At 44.0% G+C, this 14,589-nt stretch carries 16 protein-coding genes and 1 pseudogene; 13 read left to right on the top strand and 4 right to left on the bottom strand.

Annotated elements, in window-relative coordinates:
• The first annotated feature begins 17 nt into the window (after positions 1-17).
• Complete coding sequence (locus RAC86_RS14455; RefSeq protein ID WP_014113106.1) at positions 18-1,211, top strand: MFS transporter; 1,194 nt, start codon at positions 18-20, stop codon at positions 1,209-1,211.
• Positions 1,212-1,243: 32 nt separating this feature from the next.
• Here RAC86_RS14455 and RAC86_RS14450 read toward each other — a convergent pair whose 3' ends face one another.
• Positions 1,244-1,396, bottom strand: a complete 153-nt coding sequence (locus tag RAC86_RS14450; RefSeq protein WP_003223241.1) for a small, acid-soluble spore protein K — start codon at positions 1,394-1,396, stop codon at positions 1,244-1,246.
• 124 nt (positions 1,397-1,520) lie between these two features.
• Between RAC86_RS14450 and RAC86_RS14445 the strand changes: the two genes are divergently transcribed.
• From RAC86_RS14445 to RAC86_RS14420, 6 genes are all read left to right on the top strand, one after another.
• The gene (locus RAC86_RS14445) at positions 1,521-1,790 is read left to right on the top strand and encodes a YfhJ family protein (RefSeq protein WP_014113107.1); all 270 of its coding nucleotides are present in this window, start codon (positions 1,521-1,523) and stop codon (positions 1,788-1,790) included.
• 141 nt (positions 1,791-1,931) lie between these two features.
• Positions 1,932-2,450 carry an SH3 domain-containing protein gene (locus RAC86_RS14440; protein WP_072565969.1) on the top strand — a complete coding sequence of 173 codons (519 nt, stop codon included), beginning with the start codon at positions 1,932-1,934 and terminating at the stop codon, positions 2,448-2,450.
• An 85-nt stretch (positions 2,451-2,535) separates the two neighbouring features.
• The gene (locus RAC86_RS14435) at positions 2,536-2,868 is read left to right on the top strand and encodes an SdpI family protein (protein WP_072565970.1); all 333 of its coding nucleotides are present in this window, start codon (positions 2,536-2,538) and stop codon (positions 2,866-2,868) included.
• Positions 2,855-3,715 (top strand): alpha/beta fold hydrolase, encoded by an 861-nt coding sequence (locus RAC86_RS14430; RefSeq protein WP_072565971.1) that lies wholly within the window; start codon positions 2,855-2,857, stop codon positions 3,713-3,715. Before RAC86_RS14435 ends, RAC86_RS14430 begins: the two co-directional genes overlap by 14 nt.
• A gap of 224 nt (positions 3,716-3,939) precedes the next feature.
• On the top strand, positions 3,940-4,929 hold the full coding sequence (locus tag RAC86_RS14425; protein WP_003223250.1) for a glycosyltransferase family 2 protein: 990 nt from the start codon (positions 3,940-3,942) through the stop codon (positions 4,927-4,929).
• Positions 4,930-5,000: 71 nt separating this feature from the next.
• The gene (locus RAC86_RS14420) at positions 5,001-7,586 is read left to right on the top strand and encodes a YfhO family protein (RefSeq protein WP_377885827.1); all 2,586 of its coding nucleotides are present in this window, start codon (positions 5,001-5,003) and stop codon (positions 7,584-7,586) included.
• Here the strand turns inward: RAC86_RS14420 and RAC86_RS14415 are convergent.
• Complete coding sequence (locus RAC86_RS14415) at positions 7,579-8,562, bottom strand: metal-dependent hydrolase (RefSeq protein WP_003223253.1); 984 nt, start codon at positions 8,560-8,562, stop codon at positions 7,579-7,581. The genes RAC86_RS14420 and RAC86_RS14415 overlap by 8 nt on opposite strands.
• Positions 8,563-8,778: 216 nt before the next feature.
• On the opposite strand from RAC86_RS14415, the gene mutY reads away from it, so the two are divergent.
• Positions 8,779-9,888 carry an A/G-specific adenine glycosylase gene (gene mutY / locus RAC86_RS14410; RefSeq protein ID WP_377885826.1) on the top strand — a complete coding sequence of 370 codons (1,110 nt, stop codon included), beginning with the start codon at positions 8,779-8,781 and terminating at the stop codon, positions 9,886-9,888.
• A gap of 7 nt (positions 9,889-9,895) precedes the next feature.
• On the opposite strand, the gene RAC86_RS14405 is transcribed toward mutY, so the two are convergent.
• Complete coding sequence (locus RAC86_RS14405; RefSeq protein ID WP_003223257.1) at positions 9,896-10,120, bottom strand: hypothetical protein; 225 nt, start codon at positions 10,118-10,120, stop codon at positions 9,896-9,898.
• 81 nt (positions 10,121-10,201) lie between these two features.
• On the opposite strand from RAC86_RS14405, the gene fabL reads away from it, so the two are divergent.
• From fabL to RAC86_RS14380, 5 genes are all read left to right on the top strand, one after another.
• Positions 10,202-10,954: an enoyl-[acyl-carrier-protein] reductase FabL gene (gene fabL, locus RAC86_RS14400; RefSeq protein WP_014113113.1), complete on the top strand. Its 753-nt coding sequence runs from the start codon at positions 10,202-10,204 to the stop codon at positions 10,952-10,954.
• A 68-nt stretch (positions 10,955-11,022) separates the two neighbouring features.
• On the top strand, positions 11,023-11,280 hold the full coding sequence (gene sspE / locus RAC86_RS14395) for a gamma type acid-soluble spore protein SspE (protein ID WP_014113114.1): 258 nt from the start codon (positions 11,023-11,025) through the stop codon (positions 11,278-11,280).
• A 174-nt stretch (positions 11,281-11,454) separates the two neighbouring features.
• Positions 11,455-11,715, top strand: a complete 261-nt coding sequence (locus RAC86_RS14390; protein WP_014113115.1) for a YgaB family protein — start codon at positions 11,455-11,457, stop codon at positions 11,713-11,715.
• Between the two features lie 143 nt (positions 11,716-11,858).
• Positions 11,859-12,389 (top strand): nucleoside tri-diphosphate phosphatase, encoded by a 531-nt coding sequence (gene ntdP, locus RAC86_RS14385; protein WP_003223272.1) that lies wholly within the window; start codon positions 11,859-11,861, stop codon positions 12,387-12,389.
• A gap of 86 nt (positions 12,390-12,475) precedes the next feature.
• Positions 12,476-14,218 (top strand): ABC transporter ATP-binding protein, encoded by a 1,743-nt coding sequence (locus RAC86_RS14380; protein ID WP_109491774.1) that lies wholly within the window; start codon positions 12,476-12,478, stop codon positions 14,216-14,218.
• Between the two features lie 74 nt (positions 14,219-14,292).
• Here RAC86_RS14380 and RAC86_RS14375 read toward each other — a convergent pair.
• Positions 14,293-14,589 (bottom strand): annotated as a pseudogene (locus RAC86_RS14375) (aromatic acid exporter family protein); the annotation flags it as partial.

The raw sequence follows: 14,589 nt of genomic DNA, 5'->3' as shown, positions 1-14,589 counted from the left end.
CGAAGGAGGCGATGACGTTGAGTATCAAAAACCCATCTGTAAAATTTATTATATTTGTTCTTATGATTTGTACATTTTCAATCGGATACACAGAATACGCAGTGATGGGTATTTTGACGTCGATTGCCAATGACTTTCATATACAGGTTTCATCTGCAGGGCTTCTTGTCACGGCCTATGCGGCAAGCGTCTGTTTGACTGGCCCGATTGTCACCATCATTTCCGTCAAGCTCCCGAGAAAGCCTGTGCTGCTTGGGCTGATGGCGATTTTTATCCTTTCCAACCTGATGAGCGCGCTGGCGCCGAATTTTGCAGTATTGGCTGTCTCAAGAATTTTATCTGCATCCATTCACGGCGCTTTCTTTGCGATCGCCATGGTATTTGCCAGTGAAATGGTTCCGCCAGAGAAACGAGCGGCAGCGGCAGCGTCTATGAACGGCGGGCTGACAGTAGCTCTAATGCTTGGTGTTCCATTCGGTTCTTTTCTAGGAGATGTCCTGAATTGGAGAGCTGTGTTTTCCATCATTACGGCCCTTGGTGTCATCGGATTCTTAGGCCTCATGGCTGCTGTGCCGAACAGAAAACCAAAAGTGATCCCAAAGCTTATGAATGAGTGGGGGGTATTTAAACACAAACAAGTGCTGTACTCCTTCGCGATTACGATTTTAGGCTATTCCGGCGTCTTTATCGCCTACACCTTTATCGAACCGATTTTGAGACATTCAGCCGGATTCGGCACGGTCGGTATTACAGGCGCTCTCTTTGCGTACGGATTGGGAGGCGTTGCAGGGAATTTCTTTGCGGGAAAAGTGCCGCTTCCTTTGCTGACTCGAACGATGATCGGCGTGATGATCGGTTTGATCGGTGTGCTGGCCGTATTTCCTTACATCTCCATTTACCCGGCTGCAGCCATTGTTGCAACGTTCTTATTTGGAGCATGTGCATTTGGCACACCGCCTCTGCTGCAAACGAAGGTCATTTCCTCATCTGAGAGCGGCACAACTATTGCCGCCGCTGTCAGCGTATCAGCATTTAACCTTGCTAATGCGCTAGGTGCGTGGATCGGCGGAATGATTTTAAGCGGAACAGGCTCTTATTCCTGGCTGTTCGCTGGAGGAGCGCTTATGACGGCATGCGGGCTCGTGCTTTCTACCTTCGCACATTTATCTGAAAAGAAGAGCGTCTATGAGTATCAAGTCAATAAAGGGTAAAAAACAGCTGCAGCGCATGCAGCTGTTCTTCTTTACCGTTTGCCGGAGGCTCTCATTCTTTCTTGAGGATGCTGATTGATTGATCCGTCAGCACGCTTTGAAGCATAGTCGTCCTTTGCTCTCGGTTCACCCTGAAATTTATTTTCGTTTTCGTAAGGAAATCCTTTTTCTTTATTCCGGACCATGTCATTTCCCCCTAGGTTCGAGATCAAAAAGTTGCGTCTTTCCAAATGAAGACGTAAGGTTAGTATATGGAGAACAGCACGTTTTAAAGCGTCATTTATTTCCTGAAGAAAGGAGACTGCATACATGGATACGTATATTGAGAAACTGACAAATCTGCTTCTGGAAAAGAACGATATGATTAGCTATATACAGGCAAAATCATGGGTGGAATTATTATGGAGCGATTTCGAAGCAACTTATGCAAAAGCCGGACACGCCTATCAGGGTGAAAAAATGACAGAGAAAATCGTCACACAATGGATCGAAAACTATGGCGGCCAGCTCCACCTTTTCCAAAGCTCCCGTGACGACGTAAATGATTACTTAAACCAAAGCAGAGGCCTTTTGCATTAAAAAACCTGCCGTTATCATCCGGCAGGTTTTCATTTCCTTAAAATTACCTTAACAGGCAGAAAAATAAACAAAACGTGTTTCGCCCGCCGGTCAATCAGGGAATACCACTTATATCTTGTCAAATGCGAGGAGGAGCTTTATATGAAAAAGAAACAAGTAATGCTCGCTTTAACAGCTGTCGCAGGACTGAGTTTGACAGCACTTTATTCCGCTCCCGCAGCACAAGCTGCGCCCCTTCACGACATATCTGTCAGCATGCCATCATCCGATTCTTACATCATAAAAGCAGGAAAGCTGAATGTACGGACCGAGCCAAATCATAAAGGCAAAATTCTTGGCACTTTATCATCAGAACAAAAAGTCACAGTCAATGGTTTCGCAAATGCCGATTGGGCTCAAATTCAATTCAAAGGAAAAAAAGCATATATTTCAACACACTTCTTAATGAAAACCGCAAGCCAAGCGAAAACAGCGAAACAGACAGCCTTCTATGCACCGACACCTGAAAACGGAAAAGCAAAACAGCTCTCATCCGGAACAGAGGTGACATTACTTGGATGGGGATTCAGTGAAAACGGCGGATTTGACTTCACATGGGCTTTCGTTGATTATGGCGGAGTCAAGGGATATATTCAGTCAAAGGACTTACAAATACGATAAATAAGGCAGGCTGAGGCTTGTCTTTTTGCCTATGTATGAAACATTTCTTCTTTCTGCACGTAACAATGAGAAAGGAGATGATGATATGGCTGGTTTAGTCGGCGGAGGGCTTATGATCATTGCGGGTATACTGATCAAACTGTTTCCTCCCGAATCCATCAACAGTGTGTACGGATACAGAACGAGACGTTCAATGTCAGGTCAAAGATTATGGGATGAAGCGAACCGTTACAGTGCATCATTGATGATCCTGTCAGGCCTGGTGATTGCGGGAATGGGGTTGCTGCTGAGATCAAACTTGATCATTCTTCAGCTTATCCTGCTGCTTGCCGCCTGTGTCATTACGTTTATGCTAACGGAGAAAAGGCTGAAAAACATGACGTACAGTCAAGGAGGAGATAGAAGTGGACGGAGTTAAATGCCAGTTTGTCAAAACAAACGGAATCACGCTCCACGTTGCGGCCGCAGGGCCGGAGGACGGCCAGTTAATTGTCCTGCTCCATGGATTTCCAGAGTTTTGGTACGGCTGGAAAAATCAAATCAAACCGCTCGCCGATGCGGGTTACCGGGTCATTGCTCCCGATCAGCGGGGCTACAATCTCAGTGACAAACCGGACGGAATTGATTCATATCGGATTGACACATTAAGAGATGATATCATCGGGCTTATTTCCCAATTCACAGATGAAAAAGCAATTGTCATCGGGCATGACTGGGGAGGAGCTGTCGCATGGCATCTGGCTTCCACGCGCCCGGAATATCTAGAAAAGTTAATTGCCATCAATATCCCGCACCCACACATCATGAAAACCGTAACGCCGATTTATCCGCCGCAATGGCTGAAAAGCTCGTATATCGCCTTCTTCCAGCTACCCGACATACCGGAGGCATCACTAAAGGAAAATGATTACGAAACATTAGACAAAGCGATTGGATTATCGACCCGTCCTGAGCTTTTTACGTCAGAGGATGTCAGCAATTACAAAGAAGCGTGGAAACAGCCCGGTGCGCTGACAGCTATGCTGAACTGGTATAGAGCCCTCAGAAAAGGAAGCCTTTCAGAGAAAACCGCTTACGAAACAGCACCTTACCGGATGATCTGGGGAATGGAAGACCGCTTTTTAAGCAGAAAGCTTGCGAAAGAGACGGAAAGGCATTGCCCGAATGGACATCTCATTTTTGTTGATGAAGCTTCCCATTGGATTAACCACGAAAAACCGGCCATCGTCAATCAGCTTATTCTGGAATACCTTAAAAAACAATAAGTCAGAATTTCTCTCCATCCGTCTGTCATAATGGCAGACTTTTTCTGTGCGTTTTTTTCATAGTCCGTTTTAAACATGACAAAATAAAAATGATGAATGTCACCATAAAATGTAACAAAAAACAGGTTTAAACGACTTTTAAAAAAGGAATAGCCTTACTGAAGATTTGTCTACAACTCCCCCTAAGGCAATACTTAAATAGAATAAAAAAAGAAGGTGCCTTAATGAAGCAAGGATTAATCTCAATTATTATCCCGTCTTACAATGAAGGGTATAATGTCAAACTCATTCATGAATCTTTGAAAAAGGAATTCAAGACCATTCATTATGACTATGAAATTTTCTTCATAAACGACGGAAGTGTTGATGACACGCTTCAGCAGATCAAAGACTTGGCAGCCGGATGCAGCCGGGTAAAATACATATCTTTTTCTCGGAACTTCGGAAAAGAAGCCGCAATTCTTGCGGGCTTTGAACATGTTCAAGGCGAGGCGGTTATTGTAATGGACGCCGATCTGCAGCATCCGACCTATTTGCTGAAGGAATTTATCAAAGGCTATGAAGAAGGCTATGATCAAGTCATTGCCCAAAGGAACAGAAAAGGAGACAGCCCTGTCCGCTCCCTCCTGTCATCTCTTTATTACAAGTTCATCAATAAAGCGGTGGAGGTTGATTTGCGTGACGGTGTCGGAGACTTTCGGCTGTTAAGCCGCCAAGCTGTGAACGCTCTTTTGAAGCTGAGCGAAGGCAACCGATTCTCCAAAGGTCTGTTTTGCTGGATCGGCTTCGATCAGAAAATTGTGTTTTATGAAAATGTCGAACGAAAAAACGGCACATCCAAATGGTCGTTCAGCAGTCTGTTTAACTACGGAATGGACGGCGTCGTTTCATTTAACCATAAGCCGCTGAGAATATGCTTTTATACCGGCATTTTCATCTTGCTGCTTTCCATCATTTATATCATTGCCACATTCGTTAAAATTCTGACTAACGGCATTTCTGTACCCGGATATTTCACAATTATTTCAGCAGTGTTATTTCTCGGCGGGGTCCAGCTGTTAAGTCTCGGAATTATAGGCGAATATATCGGCCGAATCTATTATGAAACAAAAAAACGCCCGCATTATTTAATTAAAGAAGCGAATATCCCGAACAAAGACCTGCCTGAAACGAACGAATTGAAAAGCATGCGGCGTCTGACAAAAATGCACTGAAATCACCAAGCGCCATTGGCAGTGCTTTTTTTGCTTGTCTACCATCTTAAAAGCAAGACTGGAGAAATTATATGAAAAGAAAATATGTCATGAGCTATGCGGCCAGTCTGCTGGTTTCCGTTCTGGCAAACGCTTTTTTTGTGAAAGAATGGACGGACGGCAGGTATATGACAGGTCCGGGTGACGGACTTGCGCAAATGATCGTATTTAAAAAATTATTATTTGACCAATATACACACGGGAATTTTTTCTATAATTATTCATTCGGACTCGGCGGCGGCACGTTCAGTCAGCTCGGCTATTATTTTTCTGCTTCCTTTCTTTTTCTTGTGGTATCCGCCGCCGTCTGGCTTCTTCAAGCCGTCCAGCTGATCGGAGAAGCGGATACGCTTTTTTGGGCGGAGTCAGCTGTTTTTATCAGTATTTTCAAACTAAGTCTGATCATTTTTACAGCCGCATCTGTTTTTCACTATCTTCTCAAACACAGAGCGGCGTCGTTTACGGGGGCCGTATTATACGGTGCCTCAATCATTTATTTCCGCCACGAAGCGTATTGGGAATTCTTTACCGATACAATGATTTGGCTTCCGCTGCTTGTTCTCGGAGCAGAAAAAATCATCAGAGAGCGGCGTCCGGCATGGTTTATCATTGCGTGCTCGCTGACGTTAATCAACAACTTTTACTTTGCATACATAAACCTCATATTCATCGGGATCTACGTGCTGTTCAGATGGCTGATCCGACTGGAAAAGCATGAAGAGAAAAAATGGATTCAATGCAGAATGTTTTTGATTTCAGGCCTCATTTCTTTTGGCATCAGTGCGGCGGCGTTTGTGCCAGTGGTATACGGTTATTTAAACAACCTGCGCCCACCGTACAGCCAGAAAATAGAGTGGCTTAATTTCGATGATAATATCTTATTTTCGAGCCGGATCATTATTGTGCCGGCAGCCTTTCTGTTGTTTTTATTTATTATTTCTTTTTACAAAAACCGCGTGTTTCGTCTCTTTGCCGGATTGAGCCTGCTGTTTATTCTTTTTCATTTCAGCCCGTATGCGGCAAGCGTATTTAACGGTTTTTCCGCCCCGCAAAACCGGTTTGAATATGTTCTGGCCTTTACCATTGCGGGAGCAGCTGCGGCAGGCCTGTCACAGCTGTCTGAACTGAAATGGAAAGAACTGCTCCCGGCCATAGCTGTTGCCCTGATTCTTTACTTGTATCATATCCAAAGGTATAAGCTGGATATATGGAAACCTGCGAATGAAAGCATTCTATTGCTCTTATTCCTGACAATCGCAGCCTTGTTTGCTGCAGCTTTTGCGGAAAAAAGGGCAAAGGTGGCTGTGTACGGTGTGATCATTCTTTCTTCGCTGTTTGTTGCCAACACCTATCAAAAATACGCACTCTCAGAAGGCGGCGGGCTGGACAGTGTGACAAAAGCATATCTTACGGGTGAGGAATACAAAGGGCAAGAATCATCTGAGCTCATCAGGCGTTTGCAGAAGGAAGACGATGATCCGCTCATGAGAATCGATTGGATGAACGGGGTTCGCAATAATACGCCAATTATTTACGGGTTTAATGGATTCAGCGCTTATTCCAGCATTTTAAACAAACATCTGCTAACTTTCTATTGGAATGATTTGAGCATCGATATGGGGAGAGAAAGCGTCAGCCGTTATGCGTCATTGGGAGACAGGGCGAATTTATACAGCCTGCTTTACGGCAAATATTATATGACGGAAAAAACAAACGAAGCCAGCGTCCCGTACGGTTTCAAGAAGCATTTGGAATCAGAGCATTACGTGGTTTATGAAAATCAATACATGCTTCCTTTCGTCAAAACAGCCGATGCCATTTACAGTGAAAGCGAGCTGGACAAATTGCCCGCTCTTGCGAAAGAACAAGCGATGATGAAAGGAATTGTACTAGCAGATCCATCGGGGAAAACGGAGCAGGCGCCAAAACTGGCCAATCTGATTCCCAAGTCCGATATCACCGCAAAACATGCCCAGTATGAAAACGGACTGCTTACCGTAACTGGAGAAAACGGAGGAGAACTGATCATCACTCCGAAACAGGCGTCATCCTCTCCTGGAGACTACTATGTCAGCTTTTATTTGAAAAGCAAAGCAAAAGACAAAGGATTTACGTTAAGAGTCAATGATTATGTCACAACAAGGAAATCGAACCAATCGATTTACAAAACGGGAGTAAATGATATCACAGTCAGAGTGCCTAAATCAGACCATATTTCAATCAAGCTTCCGAAAGGAACGTATGAGCTTAAAAATATAGCGCTCTATGAAGAAAATTACCAAACGCTGAAGAGCGCTGTGCTGCAAAATAAAACAGACAAAGATGACAATCTGAAATGGGATAAAAATAAGCTGACGTTCGCGTATCGTCTTCCAAAAAATCAATACATCATGCTTCCGATCCCCTATGAAAAAGGCTGGGAGTTGAAGATTAACGGGAAAACACAGACGATCGAAAAAGCGGATTATGCATTCATAGGCTTCAAGGCGCAAAAGGGAGACAATCACATTGAGCTGGCCTACTATCCGCCATACTTCAAAATATCGGCGCTCATATCTCTCATCAGTCTGCTGCTTGCTGTTTTATATATAAGAAGAAAAAAGCCCGGCTCTAAATAGAGCCGAGCTTTAATTTTTTCTGAAGCTTTTCTTCGCTGAATATCCATCCCGTATAGGACGAGCGAATCGTGAGATCATGGCCGATATGAACGATGGCCACAAACGGATAATGGCCTTTGCTCCGATAACGCAGGTCAATAAATCTTACCTCATAATGATCTTTAAACGTATCGACTTCCCACCGGTAAACCGGAGAAAATGACAAAAACGCCGCGATGTTATCATCCTGCTTTGCCGCATGCATCACTTCGGTTTCAGGAACAGGCACCCGATTAAACGTATCCAGAATCACTACATGCCCTTCCATGCTTCTTCCTACATAGAAAGCATGGGCTGTCGTAACTGCGATCCGCCATTGCCTGAATTTCATCGTCGGAGAAATAATAATGCTTTCGATCTCATCATGAATCATCTCATGAAGCTTCCGTTTAATTCTCAGCTGCATGATCAGGCGCACCAAATAATAGCCTGCCAATATGATATATAAGCTGAGAAACGTGATGCCGGGACTGCCACCCGCATACCAAATCGCGATAGCCGCCAGATGGCTGATGAAAATAAACGGATCAAACGTATTAATCAGCCCGAGCGCAACCCATTTTTTCGAAAACGGACGTATGGCCTGTGTTCCGTACGCGTTGAATATATCAACAAAGACATGCAGCACGACTGCCAGCAGTGTCCACAGCCACAGGTGCAGAAAATCGGCCTGCGGATAAAATAAATACAGAATCGCCGGAATGATGATAGACCAAAACAAAACGGCGGGAATTGAATGGGTAAATCCTCTGTGATTTCTTATATAAACAGCATTATTTTTAAGCTTTAACACAGTATCAATATCTGGAGCCTGAGAGCCCGCAAGCGTTGCGATCATAACAGCGTGAGCCATTGCCGGATCTGATCCGACAACAGGGTCAAGCGTCGCAATACCGCCAAGTGCGATGCCCATGACGACATGTGTGCCCGTATCCATAGGTGACCTCCTTGCAGGATTGTCCTGCACATTCACTTTTGTAAGATATTCCCCATTTTCATATACCCAATTTTTAACCCGATTCAATCGTTCTCATATGTTTCCGCTTTTTCTTTACTTCTATTTAATGTAACATATTATCGTACTGTGCCCTTAGTGTACAACAAAAAACAGTCTAAAGAAAAGCGGGGCGCGAAAGACTGGGGAGAAACACATATGAATGTACTTGAAGACAAATTAAAACAAAAAGACATACAGCGATTTCGCGATGATTTAATTTCATGGTTCGAACGGGAGCAGCGCGTTCTGCCGTGGAGAGAGGACCAAGATCCATATATAGTGTGGGTATCTGAAGTGATGCTGCAGCAAACGAGAGTAGAGACAGTGATTCCTTACTTTCTGCGGTTTGTGGAACAATTCCCGACAGTGGAAGCGCTCGCTGATGCTGATGAAGAAAAAGTGCTGAAAGCATGGGAGGGGCTCGGCTATTATTCGCGAGTCAGAAACCTGCAAAGCGCGGTAAAAGAAGTGAAACAGGAGTACGGCGGCATTGTCCCTTCAGAAGAGAAAGAGTTTGGCGGCTTAAAAGGTGTCGGCCCTTATACAAAGGGAGCTGTGCTGAGCATTGCCTATAATAAACCGATTCCCGCGGTTGACGGAAATGTAATGCGTGTCATGTCCAGGATTCTTTCCATTTGGGATGATATCGCCAAACCGAAAGCAAGAACGATCTTTGAAGACGCAGTCCGTGCATTTATTTCCAAAGAAAAGCCTTCAGAGTTCAATCAAGGCCTGATGGAGCTTGGAGCCTTGATCTGTACGCCAAAATCACCTTCATGCCTGCTATGCCCGGTTCAGAAGCATTGCTCAGCATTTGAAGAAGGCACTGAACGGGAGCTTCCGGTAAAAAGCAAAAAGAAAAAGCCCGGGATCAAAACAATGGCCGCGATCGTACTGACTGATGAAGATGGACAAGTGTATATACACAAACGGCCGTCAAAAGGTTTGCTCGCCAACCTGTGGGAATTCCCTAATCTTGAAACACAAAAAGGGATCAAAACCGAGCGTGAACAGCTCACTGCATTTTTAGAAAACGAATGCGGGATACAAGCTGATATCAGTGATCTGCAAGGTGTAGTTGAGCACGTTTTCACCCACCTGGTATGGAATATTTCTGTGTTTTTCGGTAAAGTAAAACAAGTGTCGGATACCTCAGAGCTGAAAAAAGTAACGAAGGAAGAACTCGAACAATTTGCGTTCCCGGTATCACATCAAAAAATCTGGAAGATGGCAGTGGAAGCAGCCGCATACTCGGCTGCTCCGTAAACAATTGTTAATCGTAGGAGACGCGCGTGCCGTGGCTGTAGTCCGCTTCATTGCGCTTCATTCCGCCGCGCGCTTCAATTTCTTGCGTTAATTCACGGTATTTTGATTGGCCTTCTTCGTTCAAATAAGGCATAATTTGCTGAAAGGCATGATGAAAATAGGCGAGTTCACTGTTTTTCCAATCTTCTTTGGAAACCATGTTTAATTCGCTCATATCACGTCCGACATACATAACAGAAGACCCCCTTTTAAGTTCTTGCCATTATTGTTTGTGGAAATAAAAGAACTATACGCTACAAGGAGATGAGGAAAAATGGAACAAAATAAATGCGCACTCGTAACAGGGAGCAGCCGCGGTGTCGGAAAAGCGGCCGCGATCAGACTTGCGGAGAACGGCTATAACATTGTTATTAACTATGCACGCAGCAAAAAAGCCGCTTTAGAAACAGCGGAGGAAATCGAAAAGCTTGGCGTCAAAGTGCTTGTTGTAAAAGCAAACGTAGGACAGCCGGCAAAAATCAAAGAAATGTTTCAGCAAATTGATGAAACGTTCGGCAGACTTGATGTTTTTGTTAATAATGCCGCTTCAGGCGTTCTGAGACCTGTCATGGAACTAGAAGAAACTCACTGGGACTGGACGATGAACATTAATGCGAAAGCATTGCTTTTCTGTGCTCAGGAAGCGGCCAAGCTAATGGAAAAGAACGGAGGCGGGCATATCGTCAGCATCAGTTCATTAGGCTCGATCCGCTACCTTGAAAACTACACCACGGTTGGTGTATCAAAAGCGGCGTTAGAGGCTTTAACCCGTTATCTTGCGGTTGAGCTCTCATCAAAACAAATTATCGTCAATGCCGTATCAGGCGGAGCGATTGACACAGATGCGCTCAAACACTTCCCGAACAGAGAGGATCTGCTTGAGGATGCGCGTCAAAACACGCCTGCAGGACGCATGGTCGAAATTAAAGACATGGTTGATACTGTTGAATTTCTAGTCTCTTCCAAGGCTGACATGATCCGCGGACAGACAATAATCGTTGACGGCGGACGCTCACTGCTCGTTTAAAAATTTTTAAAAAAGAGGAATAGCTATACGATCACCTGCACATTCTAATGACCGTGGAGGTGATAACAATGGCTAACTCAAACAATTTCAGCAAAACAAACGCACAACAAGTTAGAAAACAAAACCAACAATCAGCTGCTGGTCAAGGTCAATTCGGCACTGAATTTGCTAGCGAAACAAACGCTCAGCAAGTCAGAAAACAAAACCAGCAATCAGCTGCTGGCCAACAAGGTCAATTCGGCACTGAATTCGCTAGTGAAACTGACGCACAGCAGGTAAGACAGCAAAACCAATCTGCTGAACAAAACAAACAACAAAACAGCTAATCACTGAAACAGAAAAAAGCACTTCATCTTCGGGTGGAAGTGCTTTTTTTTTTGTTTGTAAAACGACAAAACTTGTGAAAGGTCTACAGAATGAGTCAAAGGGTTTGCTGTATTGGGATCGAAATGATAAAAGGAGGAAACGTTTATACTTTCACCAGGCTGAAGGAGGAACCGATGACGGAATTTGAAAAGCTGGTAAGCGAACAGATGAAAACGATGGATAAGCTTCTCGATCTCCAATCAGAGCTCGACCGCTGCAAACAAATTGAAGCAGAACTCCGGCATTTGGAAAGGGATGCAAGGCTGCGCGGTATTCAGGATGAAATTGCGGTAAAACGGAAACATCTTGCCGATATACAGGATATGTTTCAAAAGCAGACAGAGCAGGTGATTCGTTCTTATCGCAGCTCAGAAAAGCCGTCTTCCTTTGTGTAGAGCAGGAATGTGCCATTCCCCGGCCGGAATGGCTCTTTTATTTTCATTTTTCAATTTGTAACGTTATAATAGGTAAAAGACGTTGTCGGTAAGCAAATTTGGACATACTAACTGTAGGGCTTTATAGAAAGTAGGGGAGAAATATGGGTTATCCCAAGGAAGGAGAAACCATTCAAATTCACAGCTATAAGCATAACGGGCTGATTCATAGAATTTGGAATGAGACAACAATCTTAAAAAGTACAGAAATGTGTGTCATCGGGGCCAATGACCGGACGATGGTAACCGAATCAGACGGCCGGACATGGATAACCAGAGAGCCCGCAATCTGTTATTTTCACGCAAGACAATGGTTTAATGTCATCGGGATGCTGAGGGAAGACGGGGTCCATTACTATTGCAACATCAGTTCTCCGTTTGCCTATGATGGCGAAGCAATTAAATATATTGATTATGACCTAGATGTTAAGGTTTTTCCTGACATGACCTACAATATTCTCGATGAAGACGAATATGATGATCATCGGAAAGCCATGAATTATCCAAAAGAAATCGACAGTATTTTAAGAGACTACTTAAACACGCTGCTCCATTGGATTCACCAGCGTCAGGGACCGTTTGCGCCCGAGTTTGTCGATATGTGGTATGAACGGTATTTGCGCTATACAAAATAATGGTTACGTAAAAACCTGTTGCGGGGTACAACAGGTTTTTCACATGGGCTCACACACATCATGGTAAAGAGAGAGGGGGAATCAACGTGGGGGTTATGAAACGCTACATGCAATTCGTCAAACCTTATAAGAAGCAAATTTTCGTTACAGTGTTAATCGGGATCGTAAAATTCTCCATTCCGCTTGCTCTCCCATTGCTTCTGAAATACGTAGTTGACGACATTATTCAAGGAGGCGGCACGGCCAGTGACAAAACAACGTCATTGTTCACCATTATGGCGATTATGTTCGCCTTATTTTTAATTTTACGCCCGCCTGTTGAATACTATAGGCAATATTTTGCCCAGTGGACAGCCAGCAAGGTACTCTACGATATAAGAGCCAAGCTGTTTGACCATATACAGAAATTGAGCCTTCGTTTTTATGCGAATACAAGAACAGGGGAAGTCATTTCCCGAGTGATCAATGATGTGGAACAAACAAAGGATTTTGTCATCACAGGCCTGATGAATATTTGGCTTGATATGCTGACGATTTTGATTGTGATCTCTATCATGTTGACACTGGACATTAAATTAACGCTGATCTCTATCGTTTTATTCCCATTATACGGCATATCAGTGAAGTATTTTTACGGCCGTTTAAGAAAGCTGACAAGGGAGCGATCGCAGGCGCTAGCTCAAGTGCAGGGACATTTGCACGAGCGCATTCAAGGCATGCCGGTCATCAGAAGCTTTGCGATAGAAGATCATGAACAGGCTAATTTTAATGAGAAAAACAGCCATTTCTTAGATAAAGCCATCAGCCACACGAATTGGAATGCCAAAACCTTTGCGGTCGTTAATACCATTACAGATTTGGCGCCGCTCATCGTCATTGCGTGTGCCGGCTATTTTGTCATTAATGGACCGCTGACAGTCGGAACAATGGTCGCGTTTGTCGGATATATTGACAGAATGTACAACCCTGTGAGAAGGCTGATCAATTCCTCTACAACATTGACACAATCAATCGCATCAATGGACAGGGTGTTTGAATTTATTGACGAGCCATATGAACTCACTGACAAACCAAATGCCATTAAAGCTGACCAGATCCGCGGAGGAGTGGAATTTCAAAACGTTTCGTTTCAATATGAAAAGGAAAAAGAAAACATTCTCCATGATGTCTCTTTAAAAGTAAATAGAGGAGAAACCGTAGCTCTTGTCGGCATGAGCGGAGGAGGTAAATCAACGCTCGTCAGCCTGATCCCGAGATTTTATGATGTGACTAGCGGCAGACTGCTGATTGACGGAACTGATATTCGCGATTATGAGGCGAGAAGCCTTCGCAACCAGGTTGGCATGGTGCTTCAGGATACCTTTTTATTCAGTGAGACGATTCGGGAAAATATCGCAATCGGCAAACCTGATGCAACCCTTGAAGAGATTATTAAAGCGGCCAAAGCTGCCAATGCCCATGAATTTATTATGAGTTTTCCAGAAGGGTATGAGACCCGGGTGGGAGAAAGAGGCGTTAAGCTGTCAGGCGGACAAAAGCAGCGGATCTCAATCGCGCGGGTATTTCTGAAAAATCCGCCGCTCCTTATTTTAGATGAAGCGACATCAGCTCTTGATCTGGAAAGTGAGCATTATATTCAAGAAGCGATGGACAAACTGGCGAAGGACAGAACAACTTTTGTTGTCGCCCACCGTTTATCGACGATCACACATGCGGATAAGATTGTCGTCATGGAAAACGGTACAATCATCGAAATCGGAACTCATGATGAACTCATGGACTATGACAGTCAATACAAGCACTTATTTACCATTCAAAATTTGAGCTGAACATCAATCTTATATCCTTTTAACGAAGGATATAAGATTTTTTTGTATATAAAAAACCCGGCTGGTTAACCGGGTTACTCTTCTGTTTCTATTTCGCAGTCTTTCGGATGATACGTTTGAAAACTTGTGATGAGTGTTTCTAAATGTTCGAGCTGCTCGCGGTATTCTACGGCACTTGCCATAATATTGAGCATGTTGTAATCAATAAGCTCATCATCCGTGTTTTGCTGATTTTTTAAAAATGACTTTGTTAAAAGCTGCTTATATCGAATGCCTTCTTCATCCGCGTCATCATGCGGCTTGATTTTGCCGACAAACCTCATCAAAATCAGTTCATGCCAGTAAAGCAGGTAATCAAGCTCTTCAGTCAG

This window comes from Bacillus sp. LR_5, assembly GCF_042709275.1.
The sequence above is the reverse complement of the archived record's forward strand: the minus strand, read 5'-3'. Positions and strand labels throughout refer to the sequence as shown.

Bases quoted from the DNA above. Each gene is read 5' to 3' on its own strand.
- RAC86_RS14450 (WP_003223241.1), bottom strand. From the start codon at position 1,396: ATGGTCCGGAATAAAGAAAAAGGATTTCCTTACGAAAACGAAAATAAA.
- RAC86_RS14445 (WP_014113107.1), top strand. From the start codon at position 1,521: ATGGATACGTATATTGAGAAACTGACAAATCTGCTTCTGGAAAAGAAC.
- RAC86_RS14440 (WP_072565969.1), top strand. From the start codon at position 1,932: ATGAAAAAGAAACAAGTAATGCTCGCTTTAACAGCTGTCGCAGGACTG.
- RAC86_RS14435 (WP_072565970.1), top strand. From the start codon at position 2,536: ATGGCTGGTTTAGTCGGCGGAGGGCTTATGATCATTGCGGGTATACTG.
- RAC86_RS14425 (WP_003223250.1), top strand. From the start codon at position 3,940: ATGAAGCAAGGATTAATCTCAATTATTATCCCGTCTTACAATGAAGGG.
- RAC86_RS14420 (WP_377885827.1), top strand. From the start codon at position 5,001: ATGAAAAGAAAATATGTCATGAGCTATGCGGCCAGTCTGCTGGTTTCC.
- RAC86_RS14415 (WP_003223253.1), bottom strand. From the start codon at position 8,562: ATGGATACGGGCACACATGTCGTCATGGGCATCGCACTTGGCGGTATT.
- mutY (WP_377885826.1), top strand. From the start codon at position 8,779: ATGAATGTACTTGAAGACAAATTAAAACAAAAAGACATACAGCGATTT.
- RAC86_RS14405 (WP_003223257.1), bottom strand. From the start codon at position 10,120: ATGTATGTCGGACGTGATATGAGCGAATTAAACATGGTTTCCAAAGAA.
- fabL (WP_014113113.1), top strand. From the start codon at position 10,202: ATGGAACAAAATAAATGCGCACTCGTAACAGGGAGCAGCCGCGGTGTC.
- sspE (WP_014113114.1), top strand. From the start codon at position 11,023: ATGGCTAACTCAAACAATTTCAGCAAAACAAACGCACAACAAGTTAGA.
- RAC86_RS14390 (WP_014113115.1), top strand. From the start codon at position 11,455: ATGACGGAATTTGAAAAGCTGGTAAGCGAACAGATGAAAACGATGGAT.
- ntdP (WP_003223272.1), top strand. From the start codon at position 11,859: ATGGGTTATCCCAAGGAAGGAGAAACCATTCAAATTCACAGCTATAAG.